At 41.4% G+C, this 22,825-nt stretch carries 21 protein-coding genes; 5 read left to right on the top strand and 16 right to left on the bottom strand.

The window, feature by feature from the left end; all coding sequences use genetic code 11:
• Positions 1-131: 131 nt before the first annotated feature.
• On the top strand, positions 132-1,337 hold the full coding sequence (locus J8L97_RS11520; RefSeq protein WP_211049850.1) for an aromatic amino acid transport family protein: 1,206 nt from the start codon (positions 132-134) through the stop codon (positions 1,335-1,337).
• 26 nt (positions 1,338-1,363) lie between these two features.
• Here the strand turns inward: J8L97_RS11520 and J8L97_RS11525 are convergent, their stop codons facing one another.
• The 3 genes from J8L97_RS11525 to pomA all read right to left on the bottom strand — a co-directional run bounded on the left by J8L97_RS11525 (position 1,364) and on the right by pomA (position 3,728).
• Positions 1,364-1,855, bottom strand: a complete 492-nt coding sequence (locus J8L97_RS11525) for a hypothetical protein (RefSeq protein ID WP_247682477.1) — start codon at positions 1,853-1,855, stop codon at positions 1,364-1,366.
• Positions 1,856-2,028: 173 nt separating this feature from the next.
• Positions 2,029-2,958 (bottom strand): flagellar motor protein MotB, encoded by a 930-nt coding sequence (locus J8L97_RS11530; RefSeq protein ID WP_211049852.1) that lies wholly within the window; start codon positions 2,956-2,958, stop codon positions 2,029-2,031.
• 2 nt (positions 2,959-2,960) lie between these two features.
• Positions 2,961-3,728, bottom strand: coding sequence for a flagellar motor protein PomA (gene pomA / locus J8L97_RS11535; protein WP_192506663.1), 768 nt, complete (start codon positions 3,726-3,728; stop codon positions 2,961-2,963).
• A gap of 301 nt (positions 3,729-4,029) precedes the next feature.
• On the opposite strand from pomA, the gene J8L97_RS11540 reads away from it, so the two are divergent.
• The 4 genes from J8L97_RS11540 to J8L97_RS11555 all read left to right on the top strand — a co-directional run bounded on the left by J8L97_RS11540 (position 4,030) and on the right by J8L97_RS11555 (position 7,484).
• Complete coding sequence (locus J8L97_RS11540; RefSeq protein WP_192506662.1) at positions 4,030-4,272, top strand: exodeoxyribonuclease VII small subunit; 243 nt, start codon at positions 4,030-4,032, stop codon at positions 4,270-4,272.
• Between the two features lie 3 nt (positions 4,273-4,275).
• Positions 4,276-5,163, top strand: a complete 888-nt coding sequence (ispA, locus tag J8L97_RS11545) for a (2E,6E)-farnesyl diphosphate synthase (RefSeq protein ID WP_210996051.1) — start codon at positions 4,276-4,278, stop codon at positions 5,161-5,163.
• 105 nt (positions 5,164-5,268) lie between these two features.
• On the top strand, positions 5,269-7,131 hold the full coding sequence (dxs, locus tag J8L97_RS11550) for a 1-deoxy-D-xylulose-5-phosphate synthase (RefSeq protein ID WP_211049853.1): 1,863 nt from the start codon (positions 5,269-5,271) through the stop codon (positions 7,129-7,131).
• Between the two features lie 47 nt (positions 7,132-7,178).
• A complete protein-coding gene (locus J8L97_RS11555) occupies positions 7,179-7,484 on the top strand; it encodes a DUF962 domain-containing protein (protein WP_211049854.1) in 306 nt (101 codons plus the stop codon).
• A gap of 18 nt (positions 7,485-7,502) precedes the next feature.
• Here the strand turns inward: J8L97_RS11555 and J8L97_RS11560 are convergent, their stop codons facing one another.
• The 13 genes from J8L97_RS11560 to thrA form a co-directional block, all read right to left on the bottom strand.
• Entirely contained in the window at positions 7,503-10,610 is a 3,108-nt protein-coding gene (locus J8L97_RS11560; protein ID WP_211049855.1) for a ligand-binding sensor domain-containing diguanylate cyclase, read from the bottom strand.
• A gap of 15 nt (positions 10,611-10,625) precedes the next feature.
• On the bottom strand, positions 10,626-11,105 hold the full coding sequence (locus J8L97_RS11565) for a phosphatidylglycerophosphatase A (protein WP_192506657.1): 480 nt from the start codon (positions 11,103-11,105) through the stop codon (positions 10,626-10,628).
• Between the two features lie 8 nt (positions 11,106-11,113).
• The gene (gene thiL, locus J8L97_RS11570; protein WP_211049856.1) at positions 11,114-12,076 is read right to left on the bottom strand and encodes a thiamine-phosphate kinase; all 963 of its coding nucleotides are present in this window, start codon (positions 12,074-12,076) and stop codon (positions 11,114-11,116) included.
• 43 nt (positions 12,077-12,119) lie between these two features.
• Positions 12,120-12,530: a transcription antitermination factor NusB gene (nusB, locus tag J8L97_RS11575; RefSeq protein WP_010362354.1), complete on the bottom strand. Its 411-nt coding sequence runs from the start codon at positions 12,528-12,530 to the stop codon at positions 12,120-12,122.
• Positions 12,531-12,541: 11 nt separating this feature from the next.
• Positions 12,542-13,006, bottom strand: coding sequence for a 6,7-dimethyl-8-ribityllumazine synthase (gene ribE, locus J8L97_RS11580; RefSeq protein ID WP_192506655.1), 465 nt, complete (start codon positions 13,004-13,006; stop codon positions 12,542-12,544).
• A gap of 152 nt (positions 13,007-13,158) precedes the next feature.
• The gene (ribBA, locus tag J8L97_RS11585; protein WP_211049857.1) at positions 13,159-14,268 is read right to left on the bottom strand and encodes a bifunctional 3,4-dihydroxy-2-butanone-4-phosphate synthase/GTP cyclohydrolase II; all 1,110 of its coding nucleotides are present in this window, start codon (positions 14,266-14,268) and stop codon (positions 13,159-13,161) included.
• A 32-nt stretch (positions 14,269-14,300) separates the two neighbouring features.
• Positions 14,301-14,957: a riboflavin synthase gene (locus tag J8L97_RS11590; RefSeq protein WP_211049858.1), complete on the bottom strand. Its 657-nt coding sequence runs from the start codon at positions 14,955-14,957 to the stop codon at positions 14,301-14,303.
• Positions 14,958-14,967: 10 nt separating this feature from the next.
• Entirely contained in the window at positions 14,968-16,047 is a 1,080-nt protein-coding gene (ribD, locus tag J8L97_RS11595; protein ID WP_211049901.1) for a bifunctional diaminohydroxyphosphoribosylaminopyrimidine deaminase/5-amino-6-(5-phosphoribosylamino)uracil reductase RibD, read from the bottom strand.
• A gap of 29 nt (positions 16,048-16,076) precedes the next feature.
• Entirely contained in the window at positions 16,077-16,526 is a 450-nt protein-coding gene (gene nrdR / locus J8L97_RS11600) for a transcriptional regulator NrdR (protein WP_192506652.1), read from the bottom strand.
• Positions 16,527-16,611: 85 nt separating this feature from the next.
• Positions 16,612-17,868, bottom strand: coding sequence for a serine hydroxymethyltransferase (gene glyA, locus J8L97_RS11605; RefSeq protein WP_211049859.1), 1,257 nt, complete (start codon positions 17,866-17,868; stop codon positions 16,612-16,614).
• A 251-nt stretch (positions 17,869-18,119) separates the two neighbouring features.
• A complete protein-coding gene (gene thrC / locus J8L97_RS11610; RefSeq protein ID WP_211049861.1) occupies positions 18,120-19,403 on the bottom strand; it encodes a threonine synthase in 1,284 nt (427 codons plus the stop codon).
• A 1-nt stretch (position 19,404) separates the two neighbouring features.
• On the bottom strand, positions 19,405-20,343 hold the full coding sequence (gene thrB / locus J8L97_RS11615) for a homoserine kinase (protein ID WP_211049863.1): 939 nt from the start codon (positions 20,341-20,343) through the stop codon (positions 19,405-19,407).
• Positions 20,344-20,355: 12 nt separating this feature from the next.
• A complete protein-coding gene (gene thrA, locus J8L97_RS11620) occupies positions 20,356-22,773 on the bottom strand; it encodes a bifunctional aspartate kinase/homoserine dehydrogenase I (RefSeq protein ID WP_211049903.1) in 2,418 nt (805 codons plus the stop codon).
• Positions 22,774-22,825: the final 52 nt, after the last annotated feature.

Raw genomic sequence — 22,825 nt, forward strand, 5'->3', positions numbered from 1 at the left:
AATATCCAACTTCCCTCTCTTCTATGTACAACATAAGTTACAATCTTTAACATTGATTTGTAGTAAAACTATTTCATTTTTCTTACTACCGTTATATCTTCCTGTGTCTCTCACAAACAAAAGGGCAATGTGTGCTTAAAAATAAAACTATCGGGAGTATGCTGATCGTCGCAGGTACAACCATTGGCGCAGGAATGCTCGCACTTCCCATAGCTTCAGCTGGACTCGGGTTTAGTACTGCATTGATTCTATTAGTACTTTCATGGCTACTTATGACGTATACCGCATTATTGATGCTAGAACTCCATCAATACGCGAATGTAGATTCAACTTTAAATACCTTAGCAAAGTCTATCTTAGGAAAAAAAGGCCAGTATATTGCGAACTTCTCCATGGTATTCTTATTTTATGCCTTGTGTGCAGCTTATATTGCCGGTGGGGGAGCGCAATTGCAAAGTAAGCTCAGTGATCTGCTTAATATCAACGTTGCTCCACAAGTCGGTTCAATTATGCTGGCCATTACCATTGCTATTATTGTCACAGCTGGAACCAGTACTGTTGATAAATTAAATCGCCTTTTGTTTACAGTCAAAATCATTGTACTTGCCTGTCTCTTTTTTGTCTTAACTCCATATGTACAAGGCGCTCACCTGTTAGATATGCCAATAGAACAGGGGCTTATCATTAGCGCTATTCCTGTCGTATTTACATCATTCGGTTTTCATGGTTCTATCCCATCAATCGTTAAGTACGTAGGCCTAGATATAAAGTCTTTACGTCGTGTAATGATGTTTGGGGCTTCATTACCATTGGTTATTTATATCGGCTGGCAATTACTCAGCCAAGGTGTCATGAGCCAATCAAACTTGTTAAGTAGTCAAGGTCTTCAAGGCTTTGTACAAAACATTGCTGAGATAGCACATAACCCTAGTGTGTCCACTTTCGTTACCCTTTTTGCAGATTTGGCTCTTGCCACCTCTTTCCTTGGTGTCAGTTTAGGGTTATTTGATTTTTTTGCGGACGCTTTTAAGAAAGGAAACACCAAAAAAGACAGAGTAAAAACCGCTTTAATCACGTTTCTACCACCGCTTGGGTTTGCGCTATTTTATCCACAGGGGTTCATAATGGCGCTAGGCTATGCCGCAATTGCCCTAGTAGTGTTAGCAATATTTTTGCCTGTGATGATGGTTTGGACGCAACGTAAAGACAGCGTAATTCGTAATGGCTATCAAGTGAAAGGTGGTAATATCGGATTGGTCATCGCTGCACTGTGTGGTTTAACCATTATATCGGCTCAAACACTACAAATGTTTGGTGCAATTCCATCGTTAGGGTAAGTTTAGCCATCAATTGATGGCTAAACTTAAGTGTGTTTTTCTACCATAGTGTTTCGGTTGAGTAGCATCACCAAAGGGGCAAAGCACAATAATACGATAGTGATGTTTACTAGTGGCAAAATAGTTCGATATAGATACTCTGAATACGTTAGATCTAACATATGACGATCTATTAAGCGAAACAATTGTAATAAAGGCGCCGGTAAAATAACCAGCTGGGCAATAACACTTTGCCAAATATACACTTTATCTTTTATCGCCCAGTAAGCCAAAATGGCCATGAATACGATGTCGTTTAACGCCCATACAATATAGCGGAATATATACTGACCTCCATCAACTTTTAGGAAAAAGTCATAAAGAAAATATCCCATCACATAAAATATTGCACATAAGCCAGCATAACGCAGCGCCTGTCTATCACCTAAAATAGTGAAAATTGCAACAGCAATAAACGTAATTGCCATTGCATGATCTCTTATCAGTAAGAGAATTGCATCTATATTATCAGGAAGCATTGAGTTAACCATAGTATTGCAATATTAAGCGCTCCGGCTAATCTTTTGGGTCTGTGCCTTCACCGTTACCACCTGGTAAATACACATATGAATTTTTAATTGACATTAGTTTCTCCTTATTTGAGTTGAGCTTTCGTAAAGTAGCCCAATTTGTTATCACAATCAAGTTTTGCTTAGTTTTCTCTCACTTCAATAGGCTCCGACTCTTTAGCCTTCCCTTGTAAGATTGATATTTCGACTCTTCTATTACGTCTTCTGTCTATATCATTTTCGTTGGGTACCATCGGTCTTGTGTCTGCGTGACCTACAACCACCAACCGGTTTTTATCAAAACCTCTCGCTTTCACCATTTCAGTTGCAACCGCAACCGCTCTGGTTGCTGATAAATCCCAATTATTACTGTAAAGCTCGTTGGTCACTTGAAAATCATCGGTATGTCCAGATACCGTTATTTCACCGGGTACATCCTTCAGTAATTCCGCAATATCTTGTATTACTGGTTTAAACTTTGGTTGTAAAAATGCACTGCCTGATGGAAAGGAGCCATTCTCTTGAATACGAATGATGATTTGCTGCCCCAAAGATTCGAGTTCAATTGCACCATCCATGATTTGTTTTTCCAATTGCTGGGCTATTTTTTTAACTAACTCATCGACTTGTTCTTGGTCTGCTGAAGAAACGGCCTGCTGCATAGATTGTTCTTGTGAGGTACTTTGTGACTCGCCGCCTCGCTTGTTACCTCTTTGCTCCTGTCGCCCGCCAGCAGAACTTTCATCGCCAGCCTGAAACTCTAACATTTGCTGCGTCATTTCCACGGTTTGCTGCTGAATTGTCTCGATTGGCGTAGGCTCAGGCTTACCAGGGGTAAACTCCATTGCAATTACACTGGTCCCCTTAGGGATATCCTTAACCTCTATTTTATTCTGCACACCAAATGCAAACTTCATTGAACCCGCAATTTGTTTAAACTTCAGTACATCCATTTCGGAGAAAGCAAGTAACAGCACAAAGAAGCACATAAGTAGTGACATCAAATCTGCAAAGGTGCCCATCCAAGCCGGTAAGCCTGGTGGGGGACATTTACACTCTTGCTCGTCAGACATGCTTACTCCTCTTTATCAGTGCCGCGTTTTGATTCAGCCAAATAATTTTTCAAAATCCCTTCTATTACCTTAGGGTTTTGGCCATCCTGAATTCCGAGAATCGCGTCCAATATTAGTCGTTGGTTTTGCTCCTCTTCATCCTTTCGCAATTCCAACTTTACCTGAATCGGGATCGCCACAACGTTCGCCAAAAAAGCACCATAAAGGGTCGTCAACAAAGCAACTGCCATTGCAGGACCGATGGCTTTAGGGTCATCCATGTTAGATAACATCGCAACTAAGCCAATCAATGTACCAATCATCCCCATTGCAGGTGCAATATCAGCCAAAGATTTAAATAATGACGCACCTTGTTCATGGCGAGAAGAAGTTAAGGAAATATCTTTTTGTAGTGTCGCTCTTACTACATCTGCGTCGTGGCCATCGACTAACATGTCAACTCCTTTACGCATAAATGCATTCGGTATTTCAGCTTCTTCTAAGGCTAAAAAACCACCTTTTCGCGCTGAATCCGCAAGTTCTACAGCTTTTTCTATTAGCTCTTCTGGCGTTTCAATCTTAAACATGAACGCCTTTCCCATCACTTTGCCAATACCGAAAAATTGCGGCATTGTGAAGTTAGACAAAACGATAAAAAGTGAGCCACCAAATACAATAACGGCTGAGGCGGAGTCAGCAAACATAGCGACTTCACCGTCACTACTCATAAACATAGACATGGCAATCAAGCCAATCGCGCCCAATATACCTATTACTGTTGCTAAATCCACATCCCCTCCAGAGAGTCTTATCTACTATTTTTCTAATTCTGACTGCTATGCGCTGTAACCTAATAAGGTGCCTATGCGACACATCCTCTTATAAAGAGAAAGTACCAGCCTTGTTGTTTATCGGCAAGCTACTGAATATCTTAACCCAATTATATTAAAAACCCGAAAAATTGCGAACAAAGGCGTATGAGTATCTACCTCACAGTTTAGCGTAAAAAAATACGCTTATCTTTGACCTAGTACGCTATTGCCCCTAAAATTGAGCTCTTTTATCCAATAAGCCCAATAAAGAGACGTGACCATGGCTGTAAAGAAACCAGAAAACCTCAGCTTTGAAGAAGCGATACACGAGCTAGAAAGCATTGTGAGTGCAATGGAACAAGGTGAGCTGACTTTGGAGCAGTCATTGAAACAATTTGAAAGAGGTATTTTACTGGCTAATGCATCAAATCAGAAGTTACACACAGCAGAACAAAAAGTAGCCATCCTTATGGGTAGTGACACGCAAAGCGATACAATACCATTCACAGGCAGTACGGATTAAGTTGTGAATTTAAAAATAGAAATAAGCAATGCTCAACAGCGAGTTAGTCAGTTTATCGGTAATTACTTTAAGCAAGATTTAATCACCGATGAAACAGTCAAGGCCGCAACATTTTACAGTATCAATAATGGCGGTAAGCGTTTAAGGCCATTTTTAGTGTATGCAACAGGTAATATACTCGGCGCTCGTATTGAAGATCTCGATGTTATTGCAGCTGCTATTGAATGTATTCATAGTTACTCCCTCGTTCACGATGACCTTCCCGCAATGGATGACGATGACTTACGACGCGGAAAACCCACATGCCATATACAGTTTAATGAGGCACAAGCTATTTTAGCCGGCGATGCGCTGCAAAGCCTCGCATTTGAGTTAATTGCAGAGCACCGCTTTGCTATACCTGAATCTCGTCAATTACGCATGATTCAAGTACTATCAAAAGCTGCTGGATTACAAGGAATGGTCGGCGGTCAAGCATTAGACATTGCCGCAACTGATAAAGTTGTTAGCCTTGACGAGTTAGAAAAAATTCACCGCTTAAAAACTGGGGCTTTGTTGACCTGTGCAATTGAATTAGGTGCCCTTTGTTCTCCAAATATGAATGAGACTGACTTTACAACATTACAGCAGTATGGACAGAATATCGGGCTCGCATTTCAAGTTCAAGACGACATCTTAGATATTGAAGGTGACACCTATACGCTCGGTAAACCACAAGGTTCTGATATAGGCAATAATAAGTCGACTTATCCTGCAATACTTGGTATGCCTGGAGCAAAACAAAAAGCGCAAGCTCTAACAACACAAGCAATAGAAAAGCTCAATCATATTAATGCAGATACAGAGTTGCTCGCACAATTAGCAAAATACATAGTTGAACGCGATCATTAACGTCAATTCATGACGTATTAATGACGAAGTTGCATAAATAGATAAAATTAACCACTGGCTTTGTATATAATTACGCAAGGTTTGAGTAGGACATATATAAATACAATGATATTTGATAGTAGCAAGTACCCTTTATTGGCTTTAGCAGAAGAGCCTGAGCAACTGCGCCAGTTACCGCAACATAAATTACCTTCTTTTAGTAATGAGTTGAGGGATTATCTGCTTAACTCAGTTTCGCAAAGTAGTGGCCATTTTGCATCTGGCTTAGGGACCGTGGAACTCACTGTCGCACTTCATTATGTCTATAATACACCTGAAGACCGACTGATCTGGGATGTTGGTCATCAAGCCTACCCTCATAAAATTTTGACCGGCCGACGCGATCAAATTCATACTATTAGACAGAAAGAAGGTCTGCACCCTTTTCCTTACCGGGAAGAAAGCCAATACGATACGTTCAGTGTTGGTCATTCTAGTACGTCTATTTCAGCAGCATTGGGAATGTCAATTGCAGCTAAAAAAGAAGGCAAAGGTCGTAAAACTGTGGCTGTAATTGGTGATGGTGCAATTACCGCAGGCATGGCATTTGAAGCAATGAATCATGCTGGAGATATAAAATCAGACATGTTGATCATATTAAATGACAACGAAATGTCTATTTCTGAAAATGTCGGTGCATTAACCAATCACTTTGCGAAAATACTCTCTGGCAGTTTTTATACGAATATCCGCGAGGGCAGTAAAAAATTATTGTCTGGCGTCCCCCCTGTTAAAGAGCTGGCAAGCAAAGTAGAAGAACACCTAAAGGGGATGGTGATACCAGGCACGTTCTTTGAGGAATTAGGCCTCAATTACATAGGGCCAATTGATGGTCATGATGTCAACATGCTTGTCGATACATTGCGTAATATGCGCAACCTAAAAGGGCCTCAGATACTTCATATTAAAACACAAAAAGGAAAAGGTTATGAACCTGCTGAGGCCGACCCAATTGGCTATCATGCCGTACCAAAATTTGATCCTACCATCCATAGCTTGCCTAAATCTAAACCAGCCGCGGCTACATTCTCGAAAGTATTCGGTCAATGGTTATGTGATATGGCTGAACAAGATCCGAGGCTGATGGCAATCACCCCTGCGATGCGAGAAGGCTCAGGCATGGTGCAGTTTTCAAAACAGTATCCGCAGCAATACTTTGATGTTGCGATTGCTGAACAGCATGCAGTTACACTCGCAGCGGGTTTTGCATGTGAAGGCTTAAAGCCTGTTGTCGCAATTTATTCTAGCTTTTTACAGCGAGCTTACGATCAGTTAATTCATGATGTCGCATTACAAAACCTGCCCGTACTATTTGCTATTGACAGGGCTGGTATTGTGGGAGCTGATGGCGAAACACACCAAGGTGCCTACGATCTAAGCTTTATGCGCTGTATTCCAAATATGGTTATTATGGCACCCAGTGATACCAACGAATGTCGGAAAATGCTCTATACAGGGTTTCAATGTAACCAACCTGTTGCAGTGCGCTATCCTAGAGGCAGTGCAGGCACTGCGGAAATTCAAATGCAAATGCAGGCATTGGAACTAGGTAAAGCAAAGCGTATTCGAGATGGTAATAAAGTGGCTATTCTTAACTTTGGTACATTACTTGAAAATGCACAGCTGGCTGCTGATGAACATGATGCTACTTTGATTGATATGCGCTTTATTAAACCACTTGATACGCAACTACTAACTGAGCTATCACAATCTCACAATCACTTTATCACGATTGAAGATAACGCAATATGCGGTGGTGCTGGTAGCGCAGTCAGTGAGTTCTTTTCCAGTATTGGGGTAGTAACAAAAATTAACCATCTGGGTATTCCTGATGAATTTATCAAACATGGGACACAAGATGAAATTCACGATGAGATGGGCTTGTCTGCGCAAGGGATACTGCATACCATCAATACACTTGTTAAGTAAAAAAAGGAGCGTATAGCTCCTTTTTTATCGAACAGAGAATTAACTTGATGACTAAAAAGACCCCCTCATTCAACTCATTCTCTGATTTTTATGTGTTTTATTTACGTGAACATCGTCAACCTGCATGCCGAGGGATGCATTATATTGGTTGTACATGCGTTATCGGACTCATCATTACATCATGCTTAATGCAATCTGCAAGCACTCTTATTTTCATACCCATTACAGGTTACGGGTTTGCATGGTTTGGTCATGTTATATTTGAGAAAAACACACCTGCTACATTTAAATACCCACTCTATTCCTTCATAGCTGACTGGGTGATGTATTATCAATGGTTATGCAGAAAGTAGCGTAATTAGCAGTTCTGTTCATCGCATCCATACTTTCACTTCAGCCAAACCATTTTCCTGTAATGTTTGCAATTGTGATTCAATATTACTGCTTTGCTCGAACTCGAATGCATCTAGTTGTTCATCGAAAATAATCGTTGCAGCGCCATCTCCGCCTCGATGTTTTACTTGGTGTAACGCAATATCAGCAAGGTTCACGGATGCCTCCCAACCAATCACCTGACCACCAAGCAATGGTAATGGGTAAAAAGACCAACCCATAGACACCGTCATTTTCATCGATTTACCATTCGGTAGATTAAACTCAAAATCTGCCACGGCCTTACATAAGTCCCCTACGTAATCTACCACTTCGTCACGTTTAAAATCTCGTAGTAACAACAAAAACTCATCACCACTCCAACGCGCGACATAATCAGAGCCTTGTGTGCGCATATTTAACAATGTAGCCAATTGCTGAAGGCAACTATCTCCACCAATTGGACCATGTGTATCATTAATCTTACTAAAGCTATCAATATTCAAAATCATTAATACCAATCGTTTATTTTGCTGCTGTAACGATTGTGCATTTCGCTGATAATGCTCCACATCTTTCGGCAATTGGTCGAACAAAAAGCGGCGGCTACGCAACCCTGTTAATTCATCGGTATGGCTCACTAGCTTTAACTGGGTATTAACTTGGTTTAGTTTTTCATTGGCTTTTCTTAATTCGGTAGTACGATCAGCCACTAAGTTTTCTAATGCCATTTGCTTACGTCTTTCCTGTGCTCTAAATACCCAAAAAATAAGGTAAAACAAGAAAATAAAACCACATGTGATCACGAGACGAAAATAAATAGTTTCATCAAAACGTCTCGGTAATGAAATCGCGACATGTTTTGCTCTCGCTTTAGACCAGTCCTCCCCTCGACGCTTAACCTCGAGTTCAAAGATATACTCCCCAGGTGGTAAGTTGGTATAAATGGCTTCTTGACCTTCTGGAGCATCGCGCCACTCACCTTTTTCTTTACTCGATAAACGGTATCTGAACTCGATACTTTTAGGTGCATAAAAATCAATCGCGGTGTATTGAACCGTAATATCGCGTTCCCCGTTACCTAACAAAATAGGTGCCATCAGTTCAGAACTCGAAATCCGCCTTTCTTGTGTATAAAGCGCTTCTATTTTGGGCTTTAATTCATCAGCCCCAAACAACTTAACGTCTTTTGGTATCTCAACAATCCCCTGAGAACTCGGATACCAAATTGCACTTTGCGTTTCCATAACTGCATCATGGCCAAAGCCAGAGCAACATTGACTCGCTTTACCATCTAACTGACGGTCAAATTGGCTAATGACTTGCTCTACTCTCAAATTATCGATGTTCTTCTTAAATTGCGGTGCAGGCATTCTATACACGCCCTTTTTTGTACTCACCCAAATTTGCTCAAACTGTTTATCATAGTAAAGAGAATTAATTGAACCATAAGGCAATCCGTTTGACGCATCTAGTTGGTGCCAAAGACCCTCATCAGTCTTATAAAACAACCCATGGCTTCGTGAGCCTATAAGCGTAGAGATACCGTCAAGATGTAAAATACTCGTAACATAAGCGACATCAAGGGAGGTATGTCCCCCCAGCTTTTCAATACCACGTTCATTGTATTGGTAAGCACCTTTATTTGTGCCAATGAAGCCAAAGTTCGGTAAATCTAAAACGAATGTAATGTATTGACTACCTAGGAAGGAGTTGTATGCGAATGGCGTTAAGCCTGCGTAATCTAATCGATATAGTCCACGACCAGTACCGAGCCACAAACCCCCTTTATTTGATGTACTAATTGAGAAAACGGGATTATCTCTTAACTCAATGAATGGCAGAGTATATATCTTACCTTGTTCGTAAAGTAATACCCCCTTTTCTGTACCTAAATATAGGCGACTTCCTTGAAACTCCAAATCAAAAACTTGGCGCCGTTGCAACTGCTGCATAGACAAAACTTGCCGATATGTATCTCCATCACTCAACACACCTATGCCCAATCGACTAGAAACCCAAACAGACTCATCTTCAGCTTGAGTTATTGCAGTAACACCTTGGTTACTTAAAGGTCCAACTTGGTGCCTCTCTACTTTGCCTGAATGCGCAAACCACAAGCCTTCATTTAAGCTACCCAACCAAATATTATCTTCACGATCTTTAAAAATATCTGAAAACCATATATTTTGATCTGATTGAGTCGGTTTAACTGATTGCCAATTACCATTGGACTCCCTATACATCAACTCATTTGATGTAGATACCCAAAACCCCCCATCTTCATCACCTTGAAACTTGTATACGGCCGTATTACCAATTTCATCGTACCGTCTTATCACTTCATCGATATCAAGGAAGTAAGCACCTAATTCGGATGCGAGGTAAAGTCGACCATCTATCCACGATAAATCATGGATAATGGTTTGTGCCAACTGTCGAGGTAAAGACAACTTACTTGCAAGTTCTAAGCGAAACTCCGTGTTACTGACCGACCTTGATTCTTTAATCTTCAATAAATGGTGCTCGTTGACCAACCAAATACCATCAGATGAAAGTGCCATGCGTGTTACTGAACCAACAATTTGATTGATCTTTCTAGGCGTCAGACTTAATGCCTCGCGCTTCACATTCTTTTCAGACAACTTCTCAGCAGAGACGTAATACAAACCATTTGACGCAATCCAGATACCGCCATCGTGATCTTGCAGTAAATCACGAACCGGTCCTTGAATATTAAAGGTTTGTGCTTCTAATGTTTGAGGATTTAAGCGATGTAAGCCACGACGAGTGCCTATCCATAACATGCCGTACTTATCAATAATCAACTTATGAATGGCATTCGATTGTAAAAAAGCACTGTTCTGGGTAGTTAAATTAGTGAACTTATGCCCATCAAAACGACTTAAGCCAAACTGCGTACCCAGCCAAATATACCCATTATTATCTTGCACAATACTGGCGATAGATTGTGACGGTAAACCGTTTTGTAAATTCCATTGTTTTACAACGTAATCATTGATTGCTGCAGAAGCGGTGTTTGCAAATAAAACCACCCCCAAAATAAAAAACAAACAAGTCGTTACTAACGTTCTTTTCTTAGTCACAAATATCAGCCTAAATTAGCCTGCTAAAACACCCGTTTTCAGCAAAGCCTGTAAACAAATCAATGAAAAAACACCTGCTAAAATATCATCCGCCATTATTCCCCAGCCGCCTTTTAAGCGCTTGTCTAATAATTTAATCGGCCCAGGTTTTACAATATCAAAGAAACGGAACAACAGAAACCCAGCAAGTAAAGTTTGCCAACTTAATGCCGCACCTAACATTGTAATATAGAACCCTGCGACTTCATCCCATACAATAGCTGGATGATCATGTACTTGTACGTCTTTCGCCGTTTGCCCACAAGCCCACAAGCCAAAAACACTAATCACAATCGCAAACACACACTGCAACCACAGTGGGTAACTGTAAGTAATAAAAATAAAGGGTAAAGCCGCAAATGTACCAACAGTACCAGGTGCGACAGGAGATAACCCTAAGCCAAACCCTAAACCAAAAAACTGGTGGGGTCGCTTTAAATTAAACTGCTTAGCCAAACCTTCTCCTAGCTAAAGTGCTCAAAACCAGTCTTTGGAAAAGGCCAAGGGTGGTTTTCATATAATAATTCGATATTGCCATCTCCTGCTTGGATTTGGCCAATACATACCGGCTCAACACCGTACTGACGTAGCTTTGCCTCCATAGCAAGCTTACTTCCTTCAGAAACAGTAAACAGCAACTCATAATCATCACCATATGCCAGCGCTAATTGTAAAGATTGCTCTACTGATACGCTGTTTCGTAACGCGTCTGACATCGGAACCATATCTGCATTTATTTGAGCTGCAACACCTGATTGGCGCAATATATGCGTTAAGTCGGCAACTAACCCATCCGAAATATCTATCGCAGACGAAGCTATACCTCGTAAAGCTTGTCCTGCTGCAACACGTGGCGATGGAAAATGAAAGCGCTGTAATGCACTGGCAAACGCCTCATCGTCTAATTGCCAGCTATTTTTGCGGCTTTCAATGGCCAACCCTGCATCACCCAAAGAACCTGTGACATAAATCCAATCACCAACCTTTGCACCTGAACGAGTCAAAGCTTTTCCTTTCGGTACAATGCCCTTAGCACAAATAGTGATGGTCAGTGGCCCTTGAGTCGTATCTCCGCCGATAATCTGAACATTAAAATATTCAGCTATCTCATGCATGCCTTCAGTAAACTCATCTAACCAATTTGGGTCAATATTGGGTAATGTTAAGCCTAACGACACCCAAGTTGGCTCTGCCCCCATTGCAGCTAAATCACTTAGGTTAACAGCCAAAACTCGGTGACCTAATGCCCGAGGTGGTATATCTGAAAAAAAGTGAACGCCCTCAACAAGCGTGTCTGTTGTTATTGCTAACTGACAATGCTCAGGAACGTTAACAAGTGCACAATCATCTCCAATCCCTAAATCTACATCTCGTCGTGCAACGCCTCGACCAGTGAAATAGCGATTGATTAATTCAAATTCCTTCATACACAAAAAAGCCGGCCAACGCCGGCTCTCCTTTTTGTTGCCCTTACTTGCGGATATCTTTAACCGCTTTATCTAGCACTCCATTGACAAACTTATGACTGTCTTCTGCACCAAATATTTTAGCTAACTCAATACCTTCATTGATAGCAACTTTGTAAGGAACGTCTTCGCGGAATTTAAGTTCATATGCACTCACGCGAAGTACAGCTCTTTCTACCATATCTAAATCATCAAATGGACGAGATAAGTGAGGAGTAACAATTTCATCAAGCTGTTTTTGATTAACTGCAACGCCACGCGCTAAGTCTTTAAAATACTCAACATCCACTTTCGTAACATCATTTTCAATCAACATTTGTTGCTCGATGTCACCAATTGGGTTGCCACTTAATTGCCATGAGTACACGGCTTGTAGTGCTAATACGCGCGCTTTACGTCTTGCTGCTGGTTTCACTGAGGATCCTCTTAAATTTTATCGAGTACGTTAACCATTTCTAGCGCACCAAGTGCAGCTTCGCCACCTTTGTTGCCCATCTTAGTTCCCGCACGTTCAATAGCTTGCTCGATACTTTCAGTGGTCAAAACACCAAATGCAACTGGAATATCATAATCTAATGAAACACTTGCTAATCCTTTGTTGGATTCATTTGCAACCAAATCAAAGTGTGGCGTACCACCACGAATAATCACACCCAGTGCAATTATTGCGTCAAACTCTTTCTTCATTGCAATACGTTTCGCAGCAAGAGGCAATTCTACAGCACCCGGAACATATACCACAGTAATATCATCATCACTGACACCGCCTGTGCGTTTTAACTCATCAACAGCACCGTCAAGTAAACTGCTTCCGATGAAGTCATTGAAACGTGATATGACAATGGCAAATTTCTTGCCTGGCGCGTACTTGTTACCTTCAATAATATTCATTAGATGATCCTAATCTTGTGTAATACCACACCTACCCTCTTACATAGGAGTAGCTTGGTATGAGCAATTGCCAAATTGGTGCGCATAATAGCACAACTTTAGCTTTCCCCAAACAACCTTTAATCACGCAAATATATGCGCCTCAGAAGCTATTATGGTTCAACGTATTCTACGACTTCTAAATGAAAGCCGGAAAGCGCATGATACTTTTTAGGCATACTCATTAAACGCATTTTTTGAATACCTAAATCGGCCAAAATCTGCGACCCAACACCAACAGTACGAGATGTACCTTGAAACTTACGATGATTAACACTTTCGCCAGCATCTTCTGCGGAAAATGCTTTTACCATCGCTTCAATGTCAGTTGGATCTTCTTGTTTTCCTAGAATCACAAGCACGCCATTATTTTCACTAATGTGCTTCATTGCACTGTGCAAACTCCAGCTACGATCTGCACCTCGGTCGGAAAGTAACACATCATTAAATGTACTTTGTAAATGTACTCGTACCAATGTAGGTTCACTCGTACTGATTTCACCGCGCTTCATCACATAATGCAGCTGACTATCAATTGTATCTTTGTAAGTTACTAAGTTAAATTCACCAAACTCAGTTGGTAATTTACATTCAGCGACTTTTTCTATCGTTGTTTCATTGAGATTTCTATATTCAATGAGGTCAGCAATAGTGCCAATTTTTATCCCGTGCTCCTTTGCAAAAACCTCAAGCTGTGGACGACGTGCCATCGTGCCGTCGGCATTCAATATTTCAACGATAACAGATGAAGGCTCCAAACCAGCCAAGCGCGCTAAGTCACACCCCGCCTCGGTATGACCTGCCCGAGTCAAGACACCACCGGCTTGTGCCATAATTGGAAAAATGTGGCCTGGTTGTACAATATCTTGCGGTACGGCACCTTTGGCTACCGCAGCTTGCACAGTCCGCGCTCGGTCAGCAGCAGATATGCCTGTTGTTACGCCCTTCGCAGCTTCTATAGACATGGTAAAGTTAGTTGAAAACTGTGCACCATTATTGCGAACCATCAATGGTAAGTCTAATTGCTGACAACGCTCTTGAGTCATTGTTAGACAAATAAGCCCACGACCATGAGTGGCCATAAAGTTAATTGTATCAGCCGAAATGTGTTCAGCTGCCACAATTAAATCCCCTTCGTTTTCGCGGTCTTCATCATCCATTAAAATAACCATTTTACCGGCTTTTATATCATCAATGATCTCTTGCGCACTATTTAAATTCATAATTTACCTGTCTATTTTGATTTGCTATCGGGTTACTTTATAAAGCCCGCTTTGGCTAACAAATTCGTTGTGAGAGTTGATTCTTTCGCTGGCATTTGCGCCCCTTGTATCAAACGCTCTAAATAACGAGAAATTTGATCGACTTCTAAATTAACCTTTGAGCCAACTTGAAAGTCTACAATGGTGGTTTCTTGTGCCGTATGGGGTACGATTGTCAGTTTAAATTTGTTTTCTTTTATCTCATTGACTGTCAAGCTTATACCATCAATTGCAACTGAGCCTTTATAAGGAATATATTTCATTAGGTCACCTGGTACTGCTAACCAATACTCTATCGCTCGTGCATTTGACGTTACACTTTCAATCGTGGCTACACCATCAACATGACCTGACACTAAATGCCCTCCAAGTCGCGATATCGGTTGCAAGGCCTTCTCTAAATTCACTTTTTGACCCACTTTATACTGTGCAAACAATGTCAGATGTAAAGTCTCATTTGATAGGTCAGCTTTAAAACCATCACTATACTTTTCAATAACAGTCAGGCACACACCATTGGTTGCGATGCTGTCTCCAAGCTTCACATCATTCATCTGTAACGTGTCACTTTTTACTCGAACAGTTAAGTCACCGTGGTTGGCTGACAACTCAGTGAGCGTGCCGGTTGCTTCAATTATACCTGTAAACATAATGCCTCTATCAGCTTGGTCTTAATATTAAACGAACGTCTTCATCTATGCGTTCAACACTCGTAAAATTAAGTGTCGCTATATCATTCATGCATGCTATTGTTTGTGTGTTAAACAACCCTCGTCCATCATGGCCAATTATTTTAGGGGCGAGATAAATAACAAATTCATCTATTAGTGTTTGTTGATGAAAAACACCTGCCAAAGTTGCCCCAGCTTCAAGCCATACTCGATTAATACCGCGTTGAGCAAGCAAAGCCAATGCCGCATGACAATTAATTTTTAATTTGCTATCAGGGACAACCACTTGTTCTACAAAGTGCGGCCAGTCATGAGAATTATCAAGACTGGTTCTTAAAATAATAACGGGGGAATCAATTTTAAACAAAGGTAAGTTTGGTGAGAGTCTATTTTGTGAATCAAATATGACTCTGGTAGGCTGACGTAATTGCTTACCTTCAGGAAGAGAAATATCACACTCACTTTCACGGACATTCATTTTTGCATCGTCAACTAAAACGGTGTCGGCCCCCGTAAGGACAGCACAACTTCGGGCTCTAAATAGTTGTACATCTCTTCGCGCAGCTGAAGAAGTTATCCACTTACTTTGACCATTACTCAACGCGGTTTTTCCATCCACTGACGCTGCCAGCTTACAACTTACAAATGGGAGTCCAAATTCCATTCGCTTAAGAAAGCCATCATTTAAGGCCCGAGCCTGTTCCTCTAATAACCCAAACGCTGTTTCAACTCCCGCCTGTTTTAGCATGGCTAAACCACGGCCGGCAACCTGTGGATTTGGATCCACCATAGCTGCAATCACTTTGTTCACACCTGCATCAATCAAGCCTTTTGCGCACGGTGGTGTTTTCCCAAAGTGGCTACAAGGTTCTAATGTAACGTAAACCGTAGCACCTCTCGCTTGAGTGCCAGCTTCTCGAAGAGCATGAACTTCAGCATGGCTTTCTCCAGCCTGTTGGTGAAAGCCTTCACCAACAATACGACCATTTTTTACAATGACACATCCCACATTTGGGTTTGGTGTGGTGGTATATTGACCTTGCTGTGCTAACTCAATTGCACGCGTCATATATGACTTATCTTGTTCACTAAACACCGCTAATCCCCTAACCGTGCTATTTCTTCACCAAATTCTCGTACATCCTCAAAAGAGCGATATACCGACGCAAAGCGCACATAAGCTACTTTATCTAGCTTTTTTAAGGCTTGCATTATGCATTCACCAATCATATGACTTGGGATCTCACGTTCACCTGTGGCCCGAATAGTAGATTTAATCTCATGAATCACTTCATCTACTTGCTCGGTACTGACAGGTCTTTTTTCCAGAGCTCGATGTAACCCATTAATGAGCTTATCTTCATTAAACGGCTCCCTTGAACCATCTTGCTTTATCACTCTTGGCATCACAAGTTCGGCACCTTCGAAGGTGGTAAAACGCTCATGACATTCAATACATTCGCGACGACGACGCACTTGATGACCAGAGCTCACAAGGCGCGAGTCAATTACTTTTGTGTCTTTGGCGGTACAAAATGGGCAATGCATAGTTGTTCACTTATAACTGGATACAAAAAAGGCCGCTAAATAGCGGCCTTAATGATATCAAAAATCTCTAATTGTGTGCGCTAAATTATGCGTAAACGGGTAATTTAGCACAGATAGCTTTCACTTTTTCTTTTACATCCGCTTGTACTGACTCATCATTAATATTGTCTAGTACATCACAAATCCAACCAGCCAGTTCACGAGACTCAGCCTCTTTAAAACCGCGACGCGTAATCGCAGGAGAGCCTATACGCAAACCCGATGTCACAAATGGTGAACGAGGATCATTTGGTACTGAATTCTTATTAACCGTAATATTGGCACGACCCAATGCAGCATCTGCATCTTTACCCGTGATATCTTTATCAATAAGGTCTAGTAAAAACAAATGGTTTTCAGTTTTTCCAGAGACAACCTTATAGCCACGTTCTTGTAAAACCGACACCATCGTTTGAGCATTTTTAACAACTTGCGTTTGATATGCTTTAAATTCAGGTTGAAGTGCTTCTTTAAACGCAACAGCTTTAGCCGCAATAACATGACATAGAGGGCCACCTTGGCCACCAGGGAATACTGCACTGTTCAGTTTTTTATAAATCGCTTCATCATCACATGCCGAAATGATCAAACCACCACGCGGACCAGCGAGTGTTTTATGTGTTGTCGTAGTGACAACATGTGCGTGAGGCACAGGGCTTGGATATACACCAGCAGCAATTAAACCTGCAACGTGCGCCATATCAACAAATAAATATGCACCAACTTTATCTGCAATTTCTCGGAATTTAGCCCAGTCAACAATGCCAGAATAAGCAGAGAACCCACCGATGATCATTTTAGGTTTATGCTCAAGCGCTAACGCTTCTACTTGCTCATAATCTATCTCACCCGTTGCTTCATTAAGTCCGTATTGCACTGCATTATACAATTTACCAGAAAAGCTCACATGAGAACCATGAGTCAAATGGCCACCATGGGCTAAGCTCATACCAAGTACAGTATCACCAGCGTCTAACAACGCTAAAAATACTGCTGCATTTGCTTGAGAACCTGCATGCGGCTGAACATTGGCGTAAGTTGAGCCAAAGAGTGCATTAGCACGATCAATCGCTAGCTGCTCAACAACATCGACATGCTCACAACCACCGTAGTAACGCTTACCTGGGTAACCTTCTGCGTATTTATTTGTTAACTGTGAACCCTGCGCTTCAAGAACGCGTGGGCTACAGTAGTTTTCAGACGCGATAAGTTCAATGTGTTCTTCTTGACGAGTTGTTTCAAGCTCAATCGCGTTAAATAATTCTGGATCAAAGTCTGCAATGTTCATGTTACGTTCTAACATGGGGTCTCCTAGGGGCACGTAAAGGTATAAAAGCCGTATTGTACGCTCTAATGCGTGTATTGCCTATGCTGTAGGCGTGAGCATATTTAAACAGGGATTGAATTTATTTCACAGTGTTTATGCAATGATATTTTTTTATTTAAACATTTATAATCTTAATAAATAAAAACCAGTGAATTAAAGTTATTAATATAAGAGCCGAGCAAGTCGACTCTTAAATACCTATCATCACGATATATCGATTTTAATCTCTATAACAGTTTTTCAAACATCGCCGCTTTTAATTGTTGATAATCTGCACCCAACGGTTGCGCTAAACAGCTTTTATCTAACGCGTCTTGTAAAACGTGAGGCATCGCAATTTCTTGACCTAACACATTTTCAACTGACTCTTTAAATTTAGCGGGATGCGCCGTAGCTAAAAATATACCTATGCTACTTTCACCTTTATCATGGCGTAGCCCTTCGAACGCAATAGCTGTATGTGGCTCAGCGATATACCCTTTATGGGCAATTTCTCGCATCACTTTCTCTGTCACTTGCTCAGACACGCTACGTGAATAAAAATCATGTTTACTAAACTGCTCAGAGTCCAACATGCTTTGCACTCTTGGCCAATTATTAGGTTTACTCACATCCATTGCGTTTGATAATGATTCCATTGTTGCTTTTGGTGCCCAATCACCAGAGTGAACAAATCGTGGAACAGTGTCATTTTGATTTGTTGTTGCTGATAGCTTAGCAATAGGCAAACCAATGACAGAACCTATCATCGCAGCACACACATTGCCAAAATTACCACTTGGCACCGATACATGCACATTATCACGCTCTGATTTCGGTAATTGCGCTAAGGCTTCAAAATAATAACAAACTTGCGCCACTAAACGGCTTATATTAATTGAATTTGCAGAGTTAAGTCCTAATTTACTTTTTAGCTCTTCATCCAAAAAAGCTTGTTTTACTAGTGCCTGACAATCATCAAAACTACCATCAACCGCATAACAATGTATATTTTCACCTAAAGTGGTGAATAGTTTTTGCTGAGCCAGTGATATTTTGCCTTCAGGATACAAAATTACCACATCAACATTGGCTTTTTTATAAAATGCGTGAGCAACAGCCGCGCCCGTATCTCCGCTAGTTGCGGTTAAAATAGTGACGCGTTCACCTTGATTGAATAACCCCACACATTCAGCCATAAAACGCCCACCAAAGTCTTTAAACGCAAGCGTTGGTCCATGAAAGAGTTCCAAGCAATAGTTTTTATCATCTACTTTCTCTAACTTCACCGGAAAGTTAAAAGCCCGCTGAACCATGTCTGCTAATGTATCTTTAGGCAATTCATTGCCAATTAAATGTGCAAGTATTTCTGTACTTCGCTCTACAAATGGCAAATCAAGTAATGCATCTACATCGCTGAGTTTTCGTAAATCAGTGGGGAAAAATACACCTTGATTTCGTCCTAACCCCGTTTTTACCGCCTCCGTAAAGGATACCTGTTGTTGTTTATCTTTTAAATTTACGAGGTTCATTTTAAACTCCTAAAGAAATGGCACGAGTACCACGATTATCTAGCTTGCAAATGTGGCTGAAGCCATGCGCATTAATATAATTTTTTTCCAACCACTGCTGACAATGTTCAGCTGCGGCCAACGACTTACAAATAGTGAACAACGTCGGGCCTGCTCCTGAAATACTCACGATTTCAGCACCCAATTTAGGTAGTGCCGATTTTGCCTCACTAAAACCAGCTATTAATGACTGCCTGTAGGGTTCAGCCAATTTATCTTCCATAAGTTCTAATGCTTCATCAAAACGTCCTACTTGCATTAGTAAGCAGTAACTCGCTAACCGCTGTGCAAATTCAACCGCTTCATGATTGCCCAGACTAGCCGGTAGTACTCCTCTCGCTTTAGCAGTATTTAAAGCAAAACCTGGGAAAGCAGCAACATAGTGCCAATCTTCACTGACAGGAACACTGACTGCCTTGTTGGGGACCAAATGGGAAGTTAGCTGCAACCCACCTAGGTAACACGGGGTGATATTGTCGTAGTGGCGAGCACCACTAACCTTCCCCTCAAAGTCAGCCATTAACTCAATCAGTGCTTCCTGAGATAACTTCGTTTGTGCAAACTCATTTAACGCGGCAAATGTTGCCACAACCGAGCAAGCACTAGAGCCTAGCCCCGATCCTATCGGCAAACGCTTTTCAAGAGTTAACGACACGCTTGGCATATCTGAAGCCACATGTTCTCGAAAATGCACCAAACATTGATACGCTAAGTTTTCTTGCGCGCTCTTTGGCAACTTTTCGGCATATGGGCCAACACAAAAAAATGCATCGTTGTCCGCATGTTCAAGATGAACAACATCGCCAAGTAAAGTACCATCAATGGGCGCTAATGCAGCCCCTAAGGAATCAAAACCAACACAAAAATTACCAATGGATGCCGGTGCATAAATAGATATCATTATGCGTAACTCCTAACGTGACAACGTTTTTAATATATCAGCAAAAACACCCGCTGACGTGACTTCAGCACCTGCTCCATAACCACGAATAACAAATGGGCGAGGTTGATAATACTGACTCAATATGGCTAATGCATTTTCGCCATCTCGAATATCATATAAAGCATGTGACTTATCGACGGCTTCAATACCAACTCTGCAATGGCCATTTTCAATACTTCCAACATAGCGCAACACTTGACCTTGCTCTGCTGCGGCTTTCACTTTCAAAGCAAAACTACCATCAAGCTCTGGAAGTTTTGTCATAAATTCGTCAACGGATGCTCCCTCAGAAAATGACTCACTGACGACCGGTTCTACTTCGATGTCAGATAACTCCAACGCAAGCCCTGACTCTCTGGCAATAATAAGTAGTTTACGAGCCACATCAGTGCCCGATAAATCATCACGAGGATCGGGTTCTGTAAAACCGTTTGCTTTCGCTTTCGCTGTAGCCTCGGATAAACTCAAGCCATCTTCTAATGCGCCAAACATATAAGATAGTGACCCTGATAATATGCCATTAAAGGATAAGAGTTCGTCTCCCGCACTAAATAAAAGCTGAAGATTATCTAATACAGGTAAGCCAGCTCCAACATTTGTTTCGTACAAAAACTTACGGTGCTTTTGTTGCGCTGCATTCACTAATGCTTGATAGTAATCATAAGTTCCTGTATTTGCTTTTTTATTGGCTGCAACAACATGAAAGCCGGCGTTAAGAAAATTACAATATTGGTCAGCCAACTGCTGCGATGAAGTACAATCGACAATAACAGGGTTTATTAAGTGGTTTGATTTCACAAACGCTTCTAATCTTTCTAAAGTAAGTCCATCTGTTTGCTGCTCTAACTCTCCGTGCCAAGTATCAAAAGGGACGCCTTGCGCATTTAGATACAGTTTTTGAGAATTGGCCACACCATAAAGGTTCAACTTTATATCTCGATTTTGAAGCCAAGATTGTTGCTTTTCAAGTTGTTTGATAAGCTCCTGCCCTACAAGGCCAACCCCCAATAAAAACACATCAATTGAAGGAATATGTGTAAAGAAGTTTTCATGGCATACTTTCACAGCATCATTACATAAACTGCCATCGACAACAGCAGAAATTGCACTTTCGGTAGAGTCCTGAGCGATTGCTACAATGTTAACTTGCGCTTGAGCTAATGATGCAAAGAACTTCGCAGCTAAGCCACGATGTGCTTTCATATTATCACCAACCAGAGTCACTATCGCCAACTCTCTTTGTACTTGAACAGGTTCAATCAAACCCGCTTGAGACTCTAATTCAAATGCTTGTTCTAGTGCGGTCAACGCCAGATTTAAATCTGCTTCGTGTACACAAAAACTGATACTGAATTCACAAGAAGATTGAGTGATTAAAACAATAGACACGTTATCATTCGCTAACGCGTTGAATACTCTTGATGCCATACCAACTTTACCTTTCATGCCAGGACCTGACACCGTCAGCATCGCGAGCGATTCTAAGCTTGATAAAGCTTTCACCTGCTCATTACCACGACGCTCATTACTTATCACCGAGCCTGGCACATCTGGGTTATGGGTATTTTTTATTTCACACGGCACACCCGCTTTCGCACAAGGCAAGATAGTTTTCGGATGAAGTACTTTGGCGCCAAAATAAGATAATTCCATTGCTTCTTTATAAGAGAGCCAATCAACTTTAGTTGCTTTACGTATAAAACGAGGATCCGCATTATAAACACCATCAACATCAGTCCATATTTGGCAGACTTGTGCTTGCAAACAAGCGGCTGCAACAGCTGCTGAGTAATCAGAACCATTGCGACCAAGTGTCGTAAGTTCGCCCTCTTGATTGCGACCGGTAAACCCTGGCATGATATAATACTTGTTGGGGTTTTCACGCATAGATAAAGTAAATTGCGCCTTACTCAGCTTTAAATCAACTTCCGCATCTAAATACCCACCAACAGTCGCTATACAGTCTGTCGCATCTAAATAACTGGCTTGAGCGCTGCCCAACATAGCTTGCATTAAGGCACAGCTCACTCGCTCGCCAAAGCTTATGATGTAAGCGCGCACTTGTGCTGGACAATGATTGAGAAGTTTTACCCCAGCTAATTTATTAGCCAAAGCTGAAAAGTCAGGCCAATGCGCTATTTCACCGTATAGCTTGGTCACCTGCAGATGTAGCGCATTTACTCTGCTTTGTAATGCTTGCCACTGCACATCATACGATACACCTTGCTCTGCCAATGCTGCTAATTCAACTAATTGATCTGTCATCCCGCCAGGTGCTGATAAAACAATAAGTGCTTCATCGCCTGACTGGGTTAACACTAAATTCTGTACTTGCCTTAAACAATCAAAGTCGGCTAAAGAAGAGCCGCCAAATTTTAATACTCGCATCATGGTAATTTCCTCATTCCAAAAACGAAAAAAGGCCTGTGTTCTTAGTGAA

The sequence above is a fragment of the Pseudoalteromonas sp. MMG012 genome (assembly GCF_018100875.1).
GTDB classification, from domain to species: Bacteria; Pseudomonadota; Gammaproteobacteria; order Enterobacterales; family Alteromonadaceae; genus Pseudoalteromonas; species Pseudoalteromonas aurantia.